General features: G+C 61.4%; 18 protein-coding genes. 6 read left to right on the top strand and 12 right to left on the bottom strand.

Annotated elements, in window-relative coordinates; genetic code table 11:
- Positions 1-29: 29 nt before the first annotated feature.
- Positions 30-860, bottom strand: coding sequence for a transporter substrate-binding domain-containing protein (locus tag QMO82_RS33200; RefSeq protein WP_097616498.1), 831 nt, complete (start codon positions 858-860; stop codon positions 30-32).
- 220 nt (positions 861-1,080) lie between these two features.
- Between QMO82_RS33200 and QMO82_RS33195 the strand changes: the two genes are divergently transcribed.
- Positions 1,081-2,976 (top strand): bifunctional sugar phosphate isomerase/epimerase/4-hydroxyphenylpyruvate dioxygenase family protein, encoded by a 1,896-nt coding sequence (locus QMO82_RS33195; protein ID WP_183608898.1) that lies wholly within the window; start codon positions 1,081-1,083, stop codon positions 2,974-2,976.
- Positions 2,977-2,985: 9 nt separating this feature from the next.
- Here the strand turns inward: QMO82_RS33195 and QMO82_RS33190 are convergent, their stop codons facing one another.
- Together QMO82_RS33190 and QMO82_RS33185 are read right to left on the bottom strand one after the other, a co-directional pair.
- Entirely contained in the window at positions 2,986-3,660 is a 675-nt protein-coding gene (locus tag QMO82_RS33190; protein WP_183608897.1) for a GntR family transcriptional regulator, read from the bottom strand.
- Positions 3,661-3,698: 38 nt separating this feature from the next.
- The gene (locus tag QMO82_RS33185) at positions 3,699-4,367 is read right to left on the bottom strand and encodes a GntR family transcriptional regulator (protein ID WP_183608896.1); all 669 of its coding nucleotides are present in this window, start codon (positions 4,365-4,367) and stop codon (positions 3,699-3,701) included.
- 500 nt (positions 4,368-4,867) lie between these two features.
- On the opposite strand from QMO82_RS33185, the gene QMO82_RS33180 reads away from it, so the two are divergent.
- Positions 4,868-5,698: an MBL fold metallo-hydrolase gene (locus QMO82_RS33180; protein ID WP_183608895.1), complete on the top strand. Its 831-nt coding sequence runs from the start codon at positions 4,868-4,870 to the stop codon at positions 5,696-5,698.
- Positions 5,699-5,771: 73 nt separating this feature from the next.
- On the top strand, positions 5,772-6,146 hold the full coding sequence (locus QMO82_RS33175; RefSeq protein ID WP_183608894.1) for a GFA family protein: 375 nt from the start codon (positions 5,772-5,774) through the stop codon (positions 6,144-6,146).
- An 11-nt stretch (positions 6,147-6,157) separates the two neighbouring features.
- On the opposite strand, the gene QMO82_RS33170 is transcribed toward QMO82_RS33175, so the two are convergent.
- Together QMO82_RS33170 and QMO82_RS33165 are read right to left on the bottom strand one after the other, a co-directional pair.
- Entirely contained in the window at positions 6,158-6,907 is a 750-nt protein-coding gene (locus QMO82_RS33170) for a polysaccharide deacetylase family protein (RefSeq protein ID WP_183610956.1), read from the bottom strand.
- Positions 6,904-7,998: a glycosyltransferase family 4 protein gene (locus QMO82_RS33165; protein WP_183610955.1), complete on the bottom strand. Its 1,095-nt coding sequence runs from the start codon at positions 7,996-7,998 to the stop codon at positions 6,904-6,906. Before QMO82_RS33165 ends, QMO82_RS33170 begins: the two co-directional genes overlap by 4 nt.
- Before the next feature lie 180 nt (positions 7,999-8,178).
- Here QMO82_RS33165 and QMO82_RS33160 point away from each other — a divergent pair, with 180 nt between their 5' ends.
- The 3 genes from QMO82_RS33160 to QMO82_RS33150 all read left to right on the top strand — a co-directional run bounded on the left by QMO82_RS33160 (position 8,179) and on the right by QMO82_RS33150 (position 12,987).
- Positions 8,179-9,897 carry an adenylate/guanylate cyclase domain-containing protein gene (locus QMO82_RS33160; protein ID WP_183608893.1) on the top strand — a complete coding sequence of 573 codons (1,719 nt, stop codon included), beginning with the start codon at positions 8,179-8,181 and terminating at the stop codon, positions 9,895-9,897.
- A complete protein-coding gene (locus tag QMO82_RS33155) occupies positions 9,897-10,775 on the top strand; it encodes an FkbM family methyltransferase (RefSeq protein WP_183608892.1) in 879 nt (292 codons plus the stop codon). The genes QMO82_RS33160 and QMO82_RS33155 overlap by 1 nt, the downstream gene beginning before the upstream one ends.
- A 298-nt stretch (positions 10,776-11,073) precedes the next feature.
- Positions 11,074-12,987, top strand: coding sequence for an adenylate/guanylate cyclase domain-containing protein (locus QMO82_RS33150; RefSeq protein ID WP_183608891.1), 1,914 nt, complete (start codon positions 11,074-11,076; stop codon positions 12,985-12,987).
- A gap of 73 nt (positions 12,988-13,060) precedes the next feature.
- On the opposite strand, the gene QMO82_RS33145 is transcribed toward QMO82_RS33150, so the two are convergent.
- From QMO82_RS33145 to QMO82_RS33115, 7 genes are all read right to left on the bottom strand, one after another.
- Positions 13,061-13,393 (bottom strand): hypothetical protein, encoded by a 333-nt coding sequence (locus QMO82_RS33145; protein ID WP_183608890.1) that lies wholly within the window; start codon positions 13,391-13,393, stop codon positions 13,061-13,063.
- Between the two features lie 77 nt (positions 13,394-13,470).
- The gene (locus QMO82_RS33140; protein ID WP_183608889.1) at positions 13,471-14,355 is read right to left on the bottom strand and encodes an RDD family protein; all 885 of its coding nucleotides are present in this window, start codon (positions 14,353-14,355) and stop codon (positions 13,471-13,473) included.
- A complete protein-coding gene (locus QMO82_RS33135) occupies positions 14,352-15,428 on the bottom strand; it encodes a stage II sporulation protein M (RefSeq protein ID WP_183609063.1) in 1,077 nt (358 codons plus the stop codon). The genes QMO82_RS33140 and QMO82_RS33135 overlap by 4 nt, the downstream gene beginning before the upstream one ends.
- Positions 15,428-16,747, bottom strand: a complete 1,320-nt coding sequence (locus QMO82_RS33130; RefSeq protein WP_183608888.1) for a DUF58 domain-containing protein — start codon at positions 16,745-16,747, stop codon at positions 15,428-15,430. Before QMO82_RS33130 ends, QMO82_RS33135 begins: the two co-directional genes overlap by 1 nt.
- Entirely contained in the window at positions 16,748-17,704 is a 957-nt protein-coding gene (locus QMO82_RS33125) for a MoxR family ATPase (protein ID WP_183608887.1), read from the bottom strand.
- 58 nt (positions 17,705-17,762) lie between these two features.
- Positions 17,763-19,073 carry a hypothetical protein gene (locus QMO82_RS33120; RefSeq protein WP_183608886.1) on the bottom strand — a complete coding sequence of 437 codons (1,311 nt, stop codon included), beginning with the start codon at positions 19,071-19,073 and terminating at the stop codon, positions 17,763-17,765.
- A complete protein-coding gene (locus QMO82_RS33115; RefSeq protein ID WP_183608885.1) occupies positions 19,066-19,824 on the bottom strand; it encodes a hypothetical protein in 759 nt (252 codons plus the stop codon). Before QMO82_RS33115 ends, QMO82_RS33120 begins: the two co-directional genes overlap by 8 nt.
- Between the last annotated feature and the right edge of the window lie 575 nt (positions 19,825-20,399).

Below are 20,399 nucleotides of genomic sequence, written 5' to 3'. Positions count from 1 at the left end.
CTGTCCCGAGGATGACGGAAGAAACGATGTCAGTGCGCCGCGAAGGGAATGCCTTCCAGCGTTTCCGGGAATTCCGGCACCGGGACCTTCATCCACTTGTCGTAGACTTTCTTGAGCTCGCCATTTGCCTTGATCTTGTCGATGAAGCTATTCAGCGCCGCATTGATTTCCTTCTCGCCGAGACGCGTGCAGGCACCGTTGTAGAGCTTCTGGAATTCGAGCTTGTTTTCGAATTCGCCCGGACGCGCCTTCTCGACCCGGTCCATATAGAAGATGTTGCCGCCTAGCGTATCGACCTGGCCGGAAACGAGAGCCTGGACGCTGGCGGCGTCGCCGTCATAACGCCGGATGGTGGTGTTCGCCGGCGCGTTCTTGGTGACCTGCGTGTCCTGAGCGGCACCTTTGGCGACGCCGACCGTGAACTTGGCCATATCGGCATTCGTCTTGATCTCAGCCGATTTGGGGCCGATCAGAACGATGGCATTGGCAACATAGGGCTTGCTGAACTGCACGGCCTTGGCGCGATCCGGCAGCATGGCCATCGTCGCGAAGAGAACGTCGACGCGGCCGGCCGTGAGTGCCGGAATGCGGTTGTTGACTTCAAGCGGTACGAATTCGACGGAAACACCCAATTCTTTGGCGAACAGCGTTGCGATGTCGGCGTCGAGGCCGTCCTGCTTGCCGCCGCTGGTCACAAAGCCCCAAGGCGGATTGTCACCCTGAATTCCGACGATGATTTTGCCGCGAGCCTTGATTTCATCAGGCGTCACGGCGGCGGCCGGTTGCGCCAAAGTGACGGCAGCCACCAGGGCTGCGGCTCCGAGCATCGCATTGCGGCGCGTTAGCATAGATTTGAACATGGAATTCCTCCTCCTTTGACGGTCGATGGACCGGACAGCCACCTCACCTTTGACTGTGGAGACATGATTGCCAGAGAAGGTCGGCCAAATCAACATAGTTTTTCAAAATCATCTGAGAATTTATGATACGCCGAGCTATTTTAATTTCTCACGACATTTGTAATAATAAGTGAGACGATGTTCCCGTGGTTTGCGGTGTGGATACCGAAAGGGCTTTGATATGAAGACCTCGATTGCGACTGTGACGATCAGCGGCGAACTCCCGGAAAAGCTCGAGGCGATCGCCCGAGCCGGCTTCGACGGCGTCGAGATCTTCGAAAATGATTTCCTGGCGTTTGACGGAAGCCCGGCCGATGTCGGAAAACTCGTCCGCGACCATGGTCTGGAGATCACCCTGTTTCAGCCATTTCGTGATTTCGAGGGCATGCCGGAGCCGCTGCGAAGCCGCACCTTTGATCGCGCCGAACGAAAGTTCGACGTGATGCAGCAGCTTGGAACGGATCTGGTGCTCGTCTGCTCCAATGTCTCGCCGGCAGCCATCGGCGGTATCGATCGGGCAGCGGCAGATTTCCGGGAACTCGGCGAGCGTGCCGCCCGGCGTGGACTGCGCGTCGGCTACGAGGCGCTCGCCTGGGGTCGCCATATCAGCGACCACCGCGACGCCTGGGAGATCGTGCGGCGCGCCGATCATCCGAATGTCGGCCTTATCCTCGACAGCTTCCACACTTTGTCACGCAAGATCGACGTCAATTCCATCCGCTCGATTCCCAAAGAGAAGATCTTCATCGTCCAGCTTGCCGATGCGCCTGATATCGACATGGACCTGCTCTATTGGAGCCGCCACTTCCGGAACATGCCGGGCGAAGGCGACCTTCCCGTCACGGCGTTCACCGAAGCCGTCGCGGCCACAGGTTACGACGGGTATTTCTCCCTGGAGATTTTCAACGACCAGTTTCGAGGCGGTTTGTCGCGTGCGATCGCCGCCGATGGCCACCGTTCGCTGATCTATCTCGGCGATCAGGTGCGGCGCCATCTCGGCACCGAGAGCATGGCTGGGGCGGCGATGCCGGAACGAGCCGCCGTCGAAGGTGTCGGCTTCGTCGAGTTTGCCACCGACGAACAGGATGAAGTCGAGCTGGTGGCATTGCTGCGCACCCTCGGATTCAAACAGACCGCCGTCCACCGCACGAAGAAAGTCTCTCTGTTCGAGCAGGGCGAGATCCGGATCCTCGTCAATGTCGATCAGGCAGGGTTCGCCAACGCCGCCTATGCCGTTCACGGCACGTTTGCCTATGCCATGGCACTCGTCGTCGACGATGCGGCAAAAGCATATGCACGCGCCCTTACCCTGGATGCCGAGCCCTTCGTCCAGCCTGTCGCGGAGGGTGAGCTTGAGCTGCCGGCGATTCGGGGTGTGGGTGGCGGCATCGTCTATCTCATCGACGACAAGAGCGCCTTGGGCCGCTTTTCCGAAATCGACTTCCGGCCGGTCGCCGACCAGACCGACACGGCGTCCGCCGGTCTTCTGCGCGTCGATCATGTCGCCCAGACGGTGGGCTACGATGAAATGCTCACCTGGCTTCTGTTCTACACGTCGATCTTCGAGACGCATAAGACGCCGATGGTCGACATCATCGATCCAGCCGGGGTGGTGCGCAGTCAAGTCGTCGAGAATCGGTCGGGGGCGCTGCGCATCACCATGAACGGCGCCGAAAATCGCCGCACCCTGGCCGGACATTTCATTGCCGAGAAGTTCGGGGCCGGTATCCAGCACCTGGCATTTTCAACCGATGACATCTTTGCAACCTCTGAAAAACTTCGGGCCTGCGGTTTCAGGCCCCTGCACATCTCGCCGAACTACTACGACGACGTCGAAGCACGCTTCGGGCTCGATCCCGTCCTGGCCGAGCGGCTGAAAGCGGAGAACATCCTCTATGACCGCGACGAGCATGGCGAATATTTCCAGCTCTACAGCGGCACATATGGAGAGGGGTTCTTTTTCGAGATCGTCGAGCGGCGCGGCTATCGCGGATATGGCGCGCCGAATGCGATTTTCCGGATCGCCGCGCTGAAAAGGCAGATGCGTCCGGAAGGCATTCCCAAGGACGGCTATTGAACTCTGTTTCTAAAGAATTCGGCCGCTTTTGAGGACATGTTCGACGCCGCTTTGAACGTGCCTTCTGACCACCTCGGTCGCGCCCGCGACGTCACGGCGAATGGACAGCTCGAACAAAAGCCTGTGGTCGTCGACGACAGGCTTGCCGCGAAAGCTTTCGGCCAGCATGTGATACCGCAGAAAGCGGTCGAAGACGGAGGACAGCGTCGCCATCAGCGTCGCCGAATTGCAGGCCGAGACGATCGCCTGATGGAACTCCCAATCGTAGCGGACCCAGTCGACTGTGCGCGAGACGTCGCCCGCCAGCAGCTTGCGCTCGGCGGCAGCCAGCCGGTGATGGGCAGCGACGATGCGCCCTTCCCATTCGAGATTTCCCGCCGCGAAGGCAAGGCCGATCGCATGCGTTTCGAGAACGATCCTCAGGTCGGCAAGCTCCAGCAGCTCCCGCCGCGAAGCCGGGCTGACTTCGAAACCACGCTGCCCTTCGGCGACGACGAGGTTCTCCGTGGTCAGCCGGCTCAGAATTTCGCGCAGCGACGAAATGCCGATCGAGTAGCGCTCCTTGGCCTGCTCCAGCTTGATCTTGGCCCCCGGCGGCAAAATCCCGGAAATAATGTCCTCGCGGATCTGCCGGAAAACGACGTCGCTGACTGTTTCAGCCGGGTCATGGACTTGTTTGAGCATGGCGTTCCCTGGTTTGCCGAGATGCATTCTCTGTGGTGCTACTTCAAAGTCCCGCGCGCCAAGGCATGCTCGACCCCGCCTTGAATATGCAAGGCGAGCACCCGTTTGGCCGTCTCGGCATCACGTCGCAGCGCCGCGTCCAAAAGCTGTTGGTGTTCGTTGGCGGCGACGTCGCCGCGGTAGGACAAGGCAACCATCTGATATCTGAGATATCTGTCGAAGATCGCCGAGTGCGTTTCCATCAGCAGTTTCGAGCCGCAGGCGGATATCAAGGCCTGGTGGAACTCCCAGTCGTAGCGCTTCCAGTCCTCAGCCCGGCTGGTATCGCCGGTCGCCATGACCTGCTCCATCCGCGCCAATTTATAATGGGCCGAGACCAGCGGCGCCTCCCATTCGACGTCTCCATAGGCGAATGACTGCTCCAAGGCATGGGTCTCGAGCAGCAGTCTCATCGCCGCCGTCTCCTTGAGGTCGGACACCGACACCGGAGAAACCTCGAAGCCTTTTTGCCCCTCGGCAACGACAAGCCCTTCGGAGGAGAGCCGGTTCAGCACCTCTCGGAGGGTGCTGATGCTGGTCTCGTAGGACTCCTTCAGGCTGTCCAGCTTCAATTTTTGTCCGGGCGACAGCCGCCCGAAAATGATGTCGGCCCGAATGCGCCTGTAGCTGCTCTCGGCAATGGTCTCGTTCACAACAGGCTGCAGCATCAGAAGTCTCGTATATTTCCTATATCCTCGGATATATCGCTTTTCGGCAACGCCAAGCAAGGAAACATTCCTGTCGGAACGAGCATAATTTTCTCATAGGATACCGATTTCTGCCGGTATTGGAGCCGGATGAGACATCCGCCGACGCCGCGCCGACGCGTGCGCTGCCTTTCGGGCTGTCGTAGCGAGCTTTGCTGCCACCGGCTTCACAAGGGGATTCGGCCATGGAACGGCGGCAATTGTTTTTTCAATCGCGCGCAACCATCTAATAGGCATGAGTTACGGGAAAATGTCCCATCCCAGCAGCCCGTTTACCGAAAACCAACCATACTGGGTTGCTTTCCGAAGCGAAAGCCGATTGCTTAGGAAAATCTACTCCTTCTTCCGCTAGCGGTTAGGAGAAGGAAAGGGGACACAGGCAAACCCGTGGAATTCTGCTGCTTCGCATCGGGATAAACTATGATTACGATGGCGATGCGGGAAGGCCGGTTTGAAGAAAGATGACGACAGAACTGTTTCAGGTAAAATTTTGGGGCGTCCGCGGCAGTATTCCCGTATCCGGCCCCGAGTTCGACCGCTACGGCGGTAACACGTCCTGCATCGAAATTCGCTGCGGAAAACACCGGATGATCTTCGACGCGGGCTCCGGCCTGCGCGAGGCGGGCTTATCATTGCTCGCCGACGGCGTCAGCGATGTCGACCTGTTCTTCAGCCACTGCCACTACGACCACATCATCGGCCTGCCGTTCTTCAAGGCGATCTATTATCCCTCGATCAACGTCAACATCTGGTCGGGCCATCTCGACGGCAAGATGAGCACGCGGGAAATGGTCGAGCAGTTCATCAGCCCGCCCTGGTTTCCCGTCAAGACCGACATCTGCCAGGCGACGATGAATTTCCGCGATTTCCATCCCGGTCAGGCGCTGACGCCCTATCAGGGCATCACGATCAAGACCTTCATGCTGAACCATCCAGGCGGCGCCATCGGCTACCGCATCGAGTGGCAGGGCCGTTCGGTCGCTCTGATCTACGACATCGAGCATATTCCGGGCAGCCACGATCCGGTCTCGCTGGAAATGATGCAGGGCGCCGATCTCGTCGTCTACGACTGCACCTACAATGAAGACGAGATGCAGCGTTTCAAGGGCTTCGGCCATTCGACCTGGCAGCACGGCACCGAGCTGGCAAAGATGGCCGGCGCCAAACGCTTCGCCCTGTTCCACCACGCACCCTCCCGCACCGACGAACAGCTGGCCGAGATGGAAGCGCAGGCGCAGGCCGCCTTCCCCGAATCTTTTGCCGCCCGCGACAACCAGATCGTGGTGATCTAGCGGCTGCTGCGGAACGGATGCTCGGCCAGGCCGTTTCCTCGGCAGCGCAAAATCAACGAAACAGGTATCAGCCATGACCGTGCTTTCCGGAAAGTGTCTTTGCGGGCAGGTGCAGATTTCCGTTCGAGGCGAAGCTTTGCGCGTTGGAATCTGCCATTGCACCGACTGCAGGAAGGAAAGCGGTTCGGCCTTTACCTTTTACGGGATCTGGTCCGCCGGCCAATTTGAACATTCTGGGCAAACCGGCGAGTTCCAAGGCCGGCATTTCTGCACCGGCTGTGGTTCGCGGCTGTTTTCCGTCGACGATGAAGAGGCGGAAATCAAACTCGGCATCCTGTCCGAGGCCCCGACGCCGCTGGTGCCGCGCTACGAACTCTGGATCAAGCGCCGCGAACCGTGGCTGCGGCCGGTGGAGGGCGCCGAGCAGTATGAGGAAGACCGAAGGTGATCCGCGGCCGCCTAAGCTTGCAGCAGTGCCGTCGCCGGCGACCAGCGGACGGCAGGATGCCGAGCCGTCACCGCAAACAGGCCCGACAGGAAATCCCATGCGGCCGTGTCATGCACCAGATGGTGGGTGAGTATGCCGATGGGCTCCTCGCTGCCGGCAAAGCGGTCGCTGAGTTCCGCCACCAGTTCGGCCACCAGCTCGGCCTCGCTGCGTCCGCCGCGCGTGCCGTGCCAGTCGATGATGTCGACATGGGTGTTGAGCAGCGGCATCGGGCCGCCCTTTGCCCGCCCATAGACCGAAAGTGCCGCAAATCCGAGGCCCGGCAGCGCCGGGATGAGGGCCGCGTCGATGCGGTTCCACGGCGGCACCAGCACCGGCTGGAAGCGGGCCGGATACAGCCGCTCAAGCCGCTGGAAGCCTTCCCGCAGCTCGCCGAGCACGACGTCGGCCGGCCGCTCGCCGCCGAGTTCCTGCTTCTTCCGTTCCGGCCCCGCATGGTTCGTATGCGACCAGCCGTGCACGGCGACGGTGACGCCTGCGTCCTCCGCGAGCCGCGCCGCCAAAGCCTCGCCGGTCAGGCCGGGAATGACGGCGAGCATCAGCGGAACCTGGCTTTCACCCGCCAGCGCCAGCAGCGTCTCCAGATCAGGCGTCGGCTCGATGGCATCGTCGTCGCGCAGCCAGAACCGCGCCGCGCGGCCGGCGGCCTGCCAGCGGTCGAGCTCGCGGTGCAGCGGCTCCCAGCTCGTCCCATCGGTCATCGCATCGCTCCTGTTGCCGCATAGTCCCGCAAAATTCCGTCCAGCCGCGCAGCTGCCATCGGCAGCGAGCGCTCGTCGAGCACGAAGCGCCGCGCTGCCTGCCCCATCGCCTCTCGCCGCGCTCGGTCGTCAAGCAAGGCCGCCACGGCCCCGGCATAGGCGGCAACATCGCCATCGGGCGTCAGCAGGCCGGTCACCTCGGCCTCGACCACCGCGGGCACGCCCGCCGTTGCCTGCGCCACGACAGGCAGGCCGGCGGCCTGGGCCTCCAGATAGGCAAGGCCGTAAGCTTCGCCGCAGCCCGGCCAGACATAGAGGCCGCCGCCGCCGAGCAAGCCGGCGATCTCAGCCCCATCCCGCTCGCCCAGCCATTCGATGCGGCCCGTGGGGAAACCGGCAAACAGCGCCTGCACCTCATGGCGCATCGGGCCATCGCCGATGACGGCAAGGGTCCACGGCCGGTCTTCGATCAGCCGCAATGCTTTCGCTAGCATCGCATAGCTTTGCATCTTGTCGCCGGCCCGCATCATCGCCACCGTCATCAGCCGGCGCGGATCCGGCGTCGGCGACAGCCCCTCGAACAGCGTCGTGTCGATGAAGGGTTTCAGGCCGGCAAGCCGCGCCTGTGGAAAGGCGGCGGAAAGACCTGCCCGGTCACGATCGGTGAAGCTGATATTGACCGCCGCCTGCATGATCGCTTCGCCGACGCGCTTCTGTTGAGCCGCCCAGCCGGTCCTGTCGCGCTTTGCCGCATATGAGGCTTCGGCCGTCACATAGGGAATGGCGAATTCGGCTGATATCACCGGCCCGAAAGGGTCGGGCGATTTGTAATAGGGATGGTAGCAGAACCAGAGTTCGGGTCGCGGCCCGGACGTCCATTTCTCCCGCAACCGCTGCAGTTCGGCGCGGATGGCGGGTTCGAGTTCGGCCGCCGCCTCCGGCGTCGCGGCATAGGCGCGGAATTCGGAAACGATATCGACCTCATGCCCGGCAAGCTCCAGCGCCCGGATCAACAGCCGCGCCATCAACCGGTCACCTGACGGCACCGGATGGTTCGGCGATTTCATCGGCGCGTAGAAAGCCACCCGCATTCACAACCCTCACGTAAGGACACACTGTTTCCACTCGGCATGCCCGTTGGCGAAACTCCGCTATTGTCCATTTCCCTAAAACTTGCGCATAAGCATATGGAATGTGATCGCGATGGAAGCAATTCCGCCTCTTTCTCAATCTCTATGGGCCTGCGGTTGCATCGACAAGAACGGGAATGAATGACGACGGTCTCGGCCACAGGGATATTTTCGGAGCGCTCGATCAGAAGGGCAAGGCTTGGTTCCGGCCTCGTCATTTTCATCTTCGTTCTGATGCATTTGTCGAACCATGCGATCGGCCTGATTTCAGTCTCCGCCGCCGATAAAGCCGCCCGCCTCTTTCTGGCGATCTGGCGCAATTCTGTGGGGACGACCGTCTTCTATGCGTCGGTTCTGATCCATATCGCACTGGTGCTGCGCGCCATCTATGTCAGACGCAGCCTCGTCATGCCGAAGGGCGAAATGGCGCAGATCGTGCTCGGCTTGATGATTCCGCTGCTGCTCCTCGATCATGTCATCGGCACGCGCATCGCCCACGAGCTCTACGGCTATATCGATGACTACGAGGCGGTCGTCAGTATGCTCTGGATCAGGAACCCGACGAACGGCCTGCGGCAGGGCTTCGCTGTTGTCGCCGTCTGGATCCACGGCTGCATCGGCATTCATTTCTGGCTGCGCTACCGCTCCTGGTACCCTGACTTTGCGCCCCTGCTGCTGGCGCTGGCGATCCTGGTACCGGTGCTTTCGCTGCTCGGTTTCGTCGAAATGGGCCGCACGCTCGCCGACCCCTCCTACCAGCAGGCCATGACGATCAGCGCCTACAAGGAGGGCGTCAACACCCATTACATCTCCAATCCGGAGGTTCACCGTCAGGTCGCCATGATCCGCGCCGGGCTCTACGGCGCCTTCTCGGCCTCGCTGCTGATCGTCGTCGTCGCCCGCGCCCGGCGCAAGCTGAAGGAGCGGCTCGACCAGGTCGCCGTGCATTATCCGGGCGGCGAGGTGATCCGCGTGCCGCGCGGCTTCTCGGTGCTGGAGGCAAGCCGGCTCGGCGGCCTGCCGCATTACGCCGTCTGCGGCGGCAAGGGCCAGTGCTCCACCTGCCGGGTGCAGATCCTTGGCGATTACGAAAGCCTGCCGCACCCCGACAAGATGGAACAGACAACGCTAAAGCGCATCGATGCCGGTCCGGATGTCCGGCTTGCCTGCCAGCTTCGCCCCAACCGCGATGTCGCGGTCGCGCCGCTGCTCGTGCCGGCGCTCGAAGCGGCCCTTCCGGCCAACAGCCAGGAGACCAGCCCCGGCCGCGAGCGCGAGATCGCTGTGCTCTTCGTGGATATCCGCCATTTCACCACGCTGACGGAAACCCGCCTGCCCTTCGACGTCGTCTTCCTGCTGAACCGCTATTTCGCCATCATCGGCAAGGCTGTGGAACAGGCGGGCGGGCGGCTCGACAAGTTCGTCGGCGACGGCGCCATGGCGCTCTTCGGCCTCAACACCGCGCCGGAGCAAGCCTGCCGCGAGGCGCTCACGGCCGCTGCGGCGATCGTTGCCGAGATCGAGAAACTCGCCGCCGAACTGGCCGACGAGCTGGCGCTGCCGCTGCGCATCGCGATCGGCATTCACACCGGCCCCGCCGTCGTCGGCACGATGGGCTATGGGCGGGTGCGCAGCATGACGGCGATCGGCGATACCGTCAACGTCGCGAGCCGGCTGGAAAGTGCCGCCAAGGAGTTCGAGGCGGCGATCGTCATCTCCGAACCGGTGGCGAACCTCTCCGGCGCCGATCTCTCCGGCATCGAAAGCCGTGAAATCAGCGTGCGCGGCCGGGCCCTGCCCTTGAAAGTCTACGTCATTCCGAGAGAGAAAGCGGCAGAACCGCTCGAAGGAAAAGACTGATGCCCGGCAAGCCCTGGCTGACCGCCAAATACTGGAGCCGCCGCCTGCGCAAGGCGCGCAACAGAGCCGCTTCGCGTTTCTTCGACACCCGCTTCGGCCGCCGGCTGCTGATCGAGAATATCGGCCCGCGCGTCGTCTCGATGACGGTCGACGCCGGCGACCATCTGATGACCTTCTCGCCTTCGGACTATATCGGCCGCAAGGTCTTCCGGAAGGGTCATTTCGAGCGCGAGGCCGTCGACCGGCTGATCGTCATCCTGCGCGAGCGCGGCCTGCTCAGAAAGGATGCGACGCTGCTCGAGATCGGCGGCAATATCGGCACCCAGACCGTCTATTTCGCGTTGAGCGATACGTACGCCCAGATCGTCAGCATCGAGCCCGATCCGCGCAATTTCCCACTGCTTGCCCTCAACATCCGCCAGAACCGGCTGGAGGAGAAGGTTCGGCTCATCAATTGCGCCGCCGGCGAGAGCGAAGGCGAGATCGACTTTTTCCTCAACCTCAACAATCACGGCAAGAGCAGCGCCATCCGCCAGAGCCCGACCGACAAAAAGATCAGCGTGCCGGTGAAGCCGGTCTCCGAGATCCTCGCCGGCCTCTCGGTCGATCCCGCCTCGATCGGCCTGGTCTGGATGGATATCGAAGGCTACGAGCCGGTCGCCTGCCGCTCGATGCAGCCACTGCTTGCCCGCCGCGTGCCGCTCCATATGGAGTTCACCCCGCTCTTCTACGGGCCGGAGGGCACGAAAGCCTTCATATCGATGCTGTCGGGATTTTACGAGGATTGCCTCGTGCTGTTCGAAGACCGCGAGGTGGAGATGAAAGTCCGCGACCTGCCGGGGGAGTTTGAGCAGTATAACGTGCTGTTTTTGCCTTAGATTTGCTTCGGGAAAATACCATCAGGCATTTGCGGAAATGAGGCAGGATAAAACTGATCGTCGTTGGCATCGTGCTGCCGCACGGTACACCTTTCACTATCAAGGCAGCGGAGCCGGAGCAGAACGGACTGTAAGAGAAGGTTCGGCTTATTGCGCCGCCGGCGAGAGCGAAGGCCGGATCTTGTGCAAGCCCGAAAAAAGCGGTTAGCTGCCGTCATGGGGACGCGCTTCATCCACGGTTAGACGAGCCTTGGGACGATAGGTGCGCTGAGGCGGTCCGCATTTCGAGGGAAATCTCGTGCGCTGGTCTAAACCGCTCAGAGTGCATCTCGGCGTCCTGGTCGTAGCCTCGCTGCTCTGCACGTCGATGCCGATCATCTGGATGGCATTCAGGCAGGGAAGCGATGCCGCAGTGAATGCCGGCATGCAGCAGATGCGCGAGATGAGCCTGCGGCTGATCGAGGGATACCGCAATACGCTGCAGGGAGGCACAGAGGCGGTCGCGCTGGCATCGACCATGCCGCAGCTCGTTTCTGCGCCGCCTCAGGATATCGAGGCAAAACAGGAATTCTTTCTGGAAGTTCTGCGAAACGTCCCCGAGGCGACAAGTATCTACACCGGATATCCCGACGGTTCGTATCTGCAAGTCATAAATCTCGCGAGAGAGGATGTTCGCCAGACCCTCTCCGCGCCCGGTGGCGCGGCTTCCGCGATCAGGATGATCGCGGAGAGACAAACCGCCGACGTCATATCCACGCTTCGCTTTCTCGACAGCCAGGCAAGACCGATCGGCGAGCGGGACATCGAATATGCGTCTTTCGATCCGCGGCAACGCCCCTGGTATCAATCCGTCGTTCAGGATGGGGTTCCGGTCTCCGTCGGACCCTATGTGACCGGAACACTCAATGTTCCCACGCTGACCATTGCAGCTCCGATGAAGGGGCATCGCCAGGTGGTCGTCGGCATCAACATTCATCTGCAGACGATCGGCCGCCTGCTGGATGCGCAGGGGATTTCGCCGCATGCCCGCGCCTACATTATCGATGAAGGCGGCAATCTCGTCGCCCATTCCGACGCTCAGATCATGAGCAGGATCATCGGGTTATGGGCGAGAACTTCAGGCGCATTCGCCGCGACGGCAAACGCTTTCGACCCGAGCCTTGAAACCGTGGCCAGGCTGCGGCGGGATCGCGCCTTCGCAAGCGGTGGCGCTGCACGGTTCGATCTCGATGGCGCAAGCTATCTGGTGCAGATGGCCCCTGTCAGCGTGTCCGGCCTCTTCCAGGGAAGCACGGCCGCAATCGTCGTGCCGCTGGAGGACCTCGTGGCCGAGGCCAACCGGCTGCTCGTGCGCAATCTCCTGATTGCCGGCATCCTCTTGATCGCGGGTGTCGGTGCATCGGTGGTGCTTTCGCGCATGGTCAGCCGCTCTCTCTATCGGCTCGCCGACGAGGCGCACAGGATCGGCGATCTCGATGTCGGCGAGAAAGCTTTGTCGCATTCGTGGATCACGGAGATCAACACGCTGGCGAGCGCGCTCTCGGCAAGCCGTCACGCCATCGGCCAGTTTGCCCTCTATGTTCCGCGTGAAGTGGTGCGGCGTATCGTCAGCCCGGAAGGGCGAGCGGTCGTCAAGGCGAAGCGGCAGGATGTGACCGCGCTGTTTACCGATATCAGAGACTTCACGACCATATCCGAACTCAATTCGCCCGAGGAGGTGGTCGATACGCTGTCGGCCTATTTCGAGCTGTTGAACACCATCGCCGAGCGCCATGGCGGGACAGTCGTCCAATATCTCGGCGACTCCATTTTCGTCATGTGGAACGCCCCTGTCCCGGATGCCAGGCATGCCGAACACGGCTGTCGATGCGCACTGGCCATGAAGGCGGCGATCGACGAGTTGAACGAAGAAAACAACAGGAACGGCCGTCCCGCGCTCATCACGCGATTCGGCTTGCACACCGGCCCCGCAGTCGTCGGCAGCTTCGGCGCGATTTCGCGGCAGCAATACACCGCTATGGGCGACACGATCAACGTCGCCTCACGGCTGGAAGGGCTGAACAAGGAGTTTGGGACGTCGATCCTGGTGAGCGCGGCCGTTCACGACGCGGTGGGAGATCGGTTTGGGTTTCGGCCGATGGGCCTGGTGCAGGTCAAGGGGCGCGCCGAGAAGGTCGATATATGGGAGTTGATTGGGGAGAGCGGTTGCTAAGGTAGCCGTCGCTTGGTTGGTTATCCGGCGATTATTGCGAGCTTGTCATCTCTGTTAAGCCCTGCTGCCCTCATCATGCTTGCCACCACTTGGCTCTTTCAACGATGACTTTCCGCAGCACTTTGTGGTTGTCGGGGACCCGGATCTCAATGGTTTTGCTTTTGTTTCCTTTTTTTACCTCTTCGCAAATTGCAAACACCGCCGAAAGCAATGGATCGCTGATAAGATTCGACATTCCAAGAGTAGTTGCAGCTTTTAAAGCCGACTCTGGCGTCATCTTGAAACCGCATGTCGATTTCGTCACATCATGAAAAAAGATTGCTGTTGGGCCTATACGATCGTCTGCCCGAGCGTGACCCGCAGCAGCAAGAACAAGCACGAAAGCGCCTAAAATGCGTAGCTTCATTACATCATCCCTCCAATATAAATTCCGAGCGCAAGACAGCCGGTAATGCCTGCTCACCCCACCTCAAACAAGCTTCTTCACGGCGTCCGGGTATGCTCGTGATACTTATTCTCGCGCAGCGTCCCGAACAGCTTCAAACTCTCCAGATGCTCGCGCTGGGCGCGATAGAACTCGTTGAGGAAAAGCAGCTCCCGGCCGGGCTTCACGGTGTCTTCGTACCGGATTCTCCGGGTAATGGTGCGCACGATCTGTTCGATCTCTTTGTGGTTGGAGGTCTTCGTCGCGTCGCGCAGCACGTCCTCCAGCGTCTGCAGCTCATATTTGCCGTAGACATCGAGGTGTTCGGCCAAGAATTCGAATTCCGCTTGCGACGATGCGGCGGCAGGCGCAGACAAAGCGAGGTCGGAGAGCAGTACCGAGCGCGGATTGTCGACGACAAGGGTGCCGGCAATGATGTCGCCAAGCCGTTGCCGGCGCCGGTTGGCCAGGGGAACGATGACCACCGCCAGAAGCCAGGCGCACGTCAAACCGTTTTCCCAGGCCGACTGGGTGCCGACCGAAGCCAGAAGCCCCATGGGGGCGAAGATCTCCACCTGTTTCATCAGGTTGCGTGCGGTCACCTGGTGCGGCGTCAGCCGCCGTCCGTCCATGTTGATGACGCGGATGCCGGTTATTCTTTTTCCGAGCGTGCGACCGTTCCAGATGAGTTCGGAGAGGATGTAATAGGGGATCTGCACCAGAAAACCGAGCAGCACCATGAGCATCGCCTCGGCGGTCATAGGCAGCACGCCTGTGAAGAGGATGGCCATGGCACAGACGAACATGATGATCGAGGTGAAGAGGATATCGAGGAATTGCGCGCCGAAACGGGTTCCGATCGCGGCAATGGCGAAGGTGATCGGGACGCCTTCCGGCGGGATGAACTGCTCGACGCGCTTGCCGTCCGTCACCGACTGGTTCATCGCACAGCCTCGCGCGAAGCTTTGCTTTGACGGCCTCCCAGCAGCAGCCAGCCCACCCAGAAGACGCCCATCCCCCAACCGATAACGATGCGCCAGGTCGGATCCTGGATCAGCTGGCGCAGGAAGCCTTCGATGAAAGCTGCCGCGACAAGCATCAGCCCCGCGAGGATCGCGAGCTTGACGGCATCATGCGCCTGATGGCGCAAGGCTTTCTTGCGCGTTCTGGCACCGGGAAGGAGAACGGCAAGTCCGAGTCTCGCCCCACCCGCGCAGGCAATGGCGATGGCCGCAAGCTCGGTGACGCCGTGGATCGAAAGCCAGGCGAAGACGTCGTAACCCAGCCCTTTGCGAGAAAACATCGCGAAAAACGCGCCGAGGATCAGACCGTTGTAAAAGGTCAGAATGAAGCTCGGCACCGACACGAAAACACCGAGCGTGAAGATCAGGATGACGATGGTCGTGTTGTGGGAAAACAGATAGGCGGAAAATGCAGCCAGCCGATCGCTGTCATGGCCTTCATCGCCATAAATGGTCGAGCGGAGGTAATCGGTCGAGGCATCGGGCGTGCGCTGGTCGGCCATCTCCGGCGGCACCAAGGTGTAGAACCAGCTCGGATCGTTTTGGTAGAGCCTGTAACCGGCGACCGCCCCGAGAATGAGCGCCAGGAAACCGATGAACAAAGGCAGGGCCGAGCGGCGCACGGCCTGCGGGATGCCCTGCGAAAGCAACCGGCTGATCAGGCCGCCCAGGCTTTCCTGCGGGGCGTAGACGACGAGATAGGCCCGGGCGCAGAGGCTTTCCAGATAGGCGATCAGCGCACGATCGAGAGAGATGTCGCGCGCCACGCTCAACGAGTTCATCGCCTGCCTGTAGCCGCTGGCGAGATTGCGGACCTCGTCATAACCGAGCGCGGCGGTACCGCCCTTCTCGGCACGCGTCACCAGTTCGTCCAGTTGACGCCAGTGTGCCTCGCGCTCCAGCCGGAAGCGGGCCGAGCGAAGCGTATCGTTCTGAACAGCGCCGGCATTGACCGCCCCGCCACTATCCATCCTGCCGTCGATACCGATATCCATCATATCATCTCACGGGATTTGATTTCGATGTAGCGCGCAATGAGATCCGAGGTCAGCGCCTCCGGCGTGCTGTCGAGGCAGAGTACGCCGAGACGCGTCAGCTTTTCCATGACGGCGCGCCGCTCCTGCAGAATCTGGCGCGCCGCGACCGAGCGGGCGACGGCATCGAGCGTCATTTCCTCGGGCTCGATGAGCTTGGCCAGCATCGGATCACGCAAGGCGACATAGACGACGAAGTGATGCCGGGCGAGCACCTGTATGTTCTCGATCATCAGCTCCGCCGTGATGGTGTCGACGAAATCGGAGAATATCACAATCAGCGACCGTCGCTTCAGGCGCCCGGACAGATGCGTCAGTCCCAGCGTATGGTTGGTCTCCTGGGTTTCGTAGCGCAGCCCGGCGCAGACCGTCTGCAGCCGCGGAAAGGCTGCGCGCCCGGGCAAGGCCGGCACGAAGAGACGCGGACGGCTGTCGAAACTGTAGAAGCCGACGAGATCGCCGGCGAGCCCTGCGCCCCAGCACATGGCAAGCGCGGCATTGATGGCGCGATCGAGCTTGGTGAAGCCGGCAAGCTGCTCGGCCATCAGCCGCCCGGAATCGACGCAGAGGATGATCTGGTGATTCCGTTCGGCCCGCATCTCACGCACGACGAGACTGCGCATACGCGCCGACCGCTTCCAATCGATGCTGCGCGGATCCATGCCACTTGCAAACTCCCGCAGCTGATGGAACTCCGATCCCTCGCCGCGCAGCCGCAAATCCTTCTGGCCGGCTTCCAGCGGCAGGATCTGGGTCTTGATCGCCCCGGACAGCACCGGCGATATGTCCGGCTGGACGGCGATCTCTTTGCCGACCGGCATGCGGGCGATCATCTCGAGCAGCTTTAATCGCGATGGCCACTTCAGCCACAGCGCGTTGACCGCGTATCGTCCGCGCCGGGTCAGACGAAGGTCGAGAGTGGCCTTGACCTCCCCTTCTCCAGCGCCCGATGCAGGGGCGATCCATCTGGTTTCTGAGACGACCAGTTCGGAGGCGAGATCGAGCCGGATTTCGATTTTCCCAGGCAGCGCTTTCTGCTGCGGCCGGATGCCGACGGTGAATTCGGCGGTGTGGCCGACAAAGCCTTGCGGCGGCAGATCGACATCGATCGTCATCCTGCCCGACAGGTTGGAGAGAACCAGATCGGCGACCGTGAGGGCTGCGAGCGCAAGCCACATGAGGAGCAAGAGAGAACTCATGTCGCGCCACCACACGCTGGTGAACACCGTCACCGCGGCGAATAGCAGAACGAGCGCGATCAGAGTGGGCGATGGCCGCATTTAACGGGGCGCATCCACGCGGTTCTTGATGTTGCGCAGCACCTCGTCAGGCGTGCGCCCATCGATTTCCGCCGAGGGCGAAAGAATGATGCGATGGCGCAATGCCGGCACCAGCAAGGCCTGGACATCATCGGGCAAGCCGTAATCCCGGCCCTCGAAGGCGGCACGCACCCGCACGGCCGCGGCAAGCGCGTCAGCCGCGCGCGTCGATGCGCCATAGAGAATGTCGGGATCCGAGCGCGTGGCGCGCACCAGGTCGACGACATAGGTCAGGATCGTGTTGTCGAGATGGATCGCATCGATCAGCGCGCGGCCCTCGGCGAGTGCGGCACTGGTGACAAGCGGGCGAATGCCGGCATTGCGCAGGTCCGATTTCAGCGCCTGGCTCGCGTGTTTGGAGAGGATGGCAATCTCCGTATCGCGATCGGGAAAATCGACGATGAGCTTGAACAGGAAACGATCGAGCTGGGCTTCGGGCAAGGGATAGGTGCCCTGCTGTTCGATCGGGTTCTGCGTGGCAAGCACGAAGAAATCCGGCCCCAGGGAATAATCGGTTCCGTCAAGCGTGACCATCCGCTCGTTCATCGCCTGCAGCAGGGCCGATTGCGTCTTCGGCGGCGCGCGATTGATCTCATCGGCGAGCAGAATGTCGGTAAAGACCGGGCCTTTGGTCAGGTGGAACTGGTTCGTCTGGAAATTGAAGAGATTGACGCCCAGGACATCGCCGGGCATCAGGTCGGGCGTGAACTGGATGCGCCGATATTGCAGCGCCATGGCGGCGGAGACCGACCGGGCAAGCAGCGTTTTGGCCGTGCCGGGCGGCCCTTCGACCAGGCAGTGCCCACCGGCAAAGATCGAGATCAGGACGAGATCGATGATCGCATCCTGCCCCTGCACCGCTTTGCCGATTTCGCCACGAACCGCGGCGATAAGATCGCGAAATTCACCTAGATCCAAGGTCAATGCTCCCTGGAGCATGATGCCGAAAAGCGTAGGCGCTCTTCGGCATCATGCTCTAATTCTTTGATTTGGAAGAGGATTCAGATTTCAGGCCGACCGGCCTGAAATCATCCTGCTCCAGCGATTTTCTGAATGTCTCGAGATTGCGGTGCAGGCTCGCCCGCGTCATCAGATGTCCACGATCGATGAGCGCCTGCGCCGACGAATGCAATGCCTTCGCCGCCGCCGGATCGCGGCGCGCCAGGCGTTGAAACAGCCGCGCTATGCCGGCCTCGTTTCCGGCTCCGGGGCCGAAGAGCTGCTGCGCCTTGTCCGCAAGCAGATGCAGCACGAACTGTCCGGTCATCCGGCCATCATTGCCCGACAGGCGGAGCAGACGCGCCATCGCTTCGATCGCGGCGGTCTTCGACAGCTCGGTGTTTGCGGATGCCTCGGGCAAAGCCGGCCCGAAACGATAGGCGCCGCGCCAGAAACAAACAGCTGCAACGACGAGCAGCGTTCCCCAGATGAGGGACAGCGGATAGACGAAAAACCGCTTGAGATCGCTGGCTGAGCGCTCATAGGAGCGGCCCTCGTCGACCGGTTTCTTCCTATCCAGAGGCAGGCCTGCTGTATCCAGATAGACCGGCCGCGTTTCGCCCACTCTGCGCAACAGCGTAACGAGCGACACGGCAAAGGAGGCGTTGTCGGCGAGAGCCAGGCCATGATTGTTCATCAGGTCCGGATCCGACAGCAGGTAGACGTTGGGGGCGTCTGTGCAACGCAGGAGCAGCGCCCCCAGCGGCGTGCCGGCGAGCTCCCGGCAGCCGCTCGGCAGGCTCGACCGCTCGAAGGTTTGTGCCTGATAGAGGGCGATCTCGATCGGCTGGCCCGTTTTCAGCTGCGGCTGCGCCGCTTCAAAGCCCGTCTTGCTGCGGGCAAAGCCAAAATCGGAATAGCCGATCTTGTCGAGTTCGCCGCCGATATCGGCGAAATCGACCAGTGCCGATTTGTCGGCAACCCCCTCCGTTGACACGCTGCCGCGCCATTTCGGTAAAATGATCAGCGTCGGCAGCGCATAGCGATTCGATTCCCGGACCGGGTTTTCCGGGCCTGCGTCATCCGCATCCTCGTTTGCCTGAGATGCGGCAGCCTCGCCTTGGCGGATCGACAAAGGAATAATGCGCAGCGAGATTTCCGAACGCGCGCGGGCGATATGAGGATCGGATCGAACGACAGGGATACCCTTGGCCTGCAGCCACAATTCCAATCCCTTGTTGCCGAGGGGCGAGCGGTCGAAATCGCTGCCGCGCGACAGCACAAAGATTGCCGCCGCCGCCAGCGCCAGCAACAGCCCCAGAAACAGAAGAGGTCCCGAGTTACGCATTGGGGGCCACTCTGCCTGATGACAACAAGCCGCGCGCGGTCGTCAGAAGGACGCCGAAATGGCTTTCCGCAAGCGTGCGGCCGCCATAGTGAACGAGCTCCACCGCCGTCAGAAAATTTTCCAGGCGTTCGCGCTCGGGCATATCTCGCGGCAGGCGGGCGAAAACCGCACGCTCCGTATCCGAACGGAAAAGCCGCGTTCCCGTGATATCGGCCGCGTGCAGCAGGCAGTGCCTGAGCAGCAGGACCAGCGCCTGCCGGCGATCCGCCATGGCGGCAATGCGCTGCAGGAAGTCGTTCGGCTTTTCCTCAGCCTCGGCTGCCGACGTGCGCCAGCTTTCCGGCGCCTCTCCCTGCCGCTTCACGTCGCGCGGAGCAGATGAGAGCAAGACGCCGCCATTTCCGAAGCGGATCCACAAGCCGATGACCCCGACGAGACCGACAAGCACGGCGGCAACCGCCAGAGGACCGCTGACGACCGGCTCCCGTGGCATGATCAACGGCTGGCGTTGTGGTGACGATGTTGTCGTATTCGATACCGGTTCGTCTTTTGCAGAGGCGTCGCCATAGACGAGCGTGCAACGCACTCCATTCTGCTGGCACTGCGCGGCATATTCGGCTCCGGCGGCGCTCCTTTGATGATCGCCGCCCCCAACCTGCTGACTGTCGCTGTCCTGCGCCTGCGCGGGCGGAAACTGAGCCGAGGCGGCGAGCAACAGAGCCGCCAGCAGGCCGACATTGCGGATGGTCATGCTCTAGGCAAAGACCTCTGCTCTTATCTCCGGACGCAGTGGATCCGCCCGAACAGCTTCAGTAAACCCCATTTGAAATGCCCCATGTCTGCTTGCTGCGGGCGGGATCATGTCTCACGCCGTCTTGCCGCGATAATTATTTCGAATGAAAACAGCTACAATTCAAACGTAGAAATTGCAATAAGTCAGTCGTTTGGGCTCACTTTAAAAGCAACGCTTGTTGTGACTTTTCAGGCCGCGCCCCATCGAGGCGGGAGTCATCGGGCCGGTATCTGACTGGAAGATATGGTGAGAGCAAAGAATGGCCGCTGGCGGCGAGGCAAGCAAGTCCGCTGAACCATTGACCCGCAACCGCACAAGGTGTGTCGTTTCCGCATCACTTTCCGTCAGGTTGCAAATATCCGCTTGGCAACAGCGAATTGGTTCGGTAGAAAACACTCACCGCTATAGATCGAACAAGGGAGGCGTTGCATGACACCAGCATTCATCGAAACCTTCCCATGTGGCATGTCCCGACGCTAGGTCATTGCCATTCGCGGCCCGACGCGGGGCGCCACATGCGGTTTTCTCTTCCT

Origin of the sequence: Rhizobium sp. BT04 (assembly GCF_030053135.1) — a bacterium.
GTDB lineage: Bacteria > Pseudomonadota > Alphaproteobacteria > Rhizobiales > Rhizobiaceae > Rhizobium > Rhizobium binxianense.
Note: the sequence above shows the minus strand (reverse complement) of the source record. Positions and strands in the feature narration are given on the sequence as shown.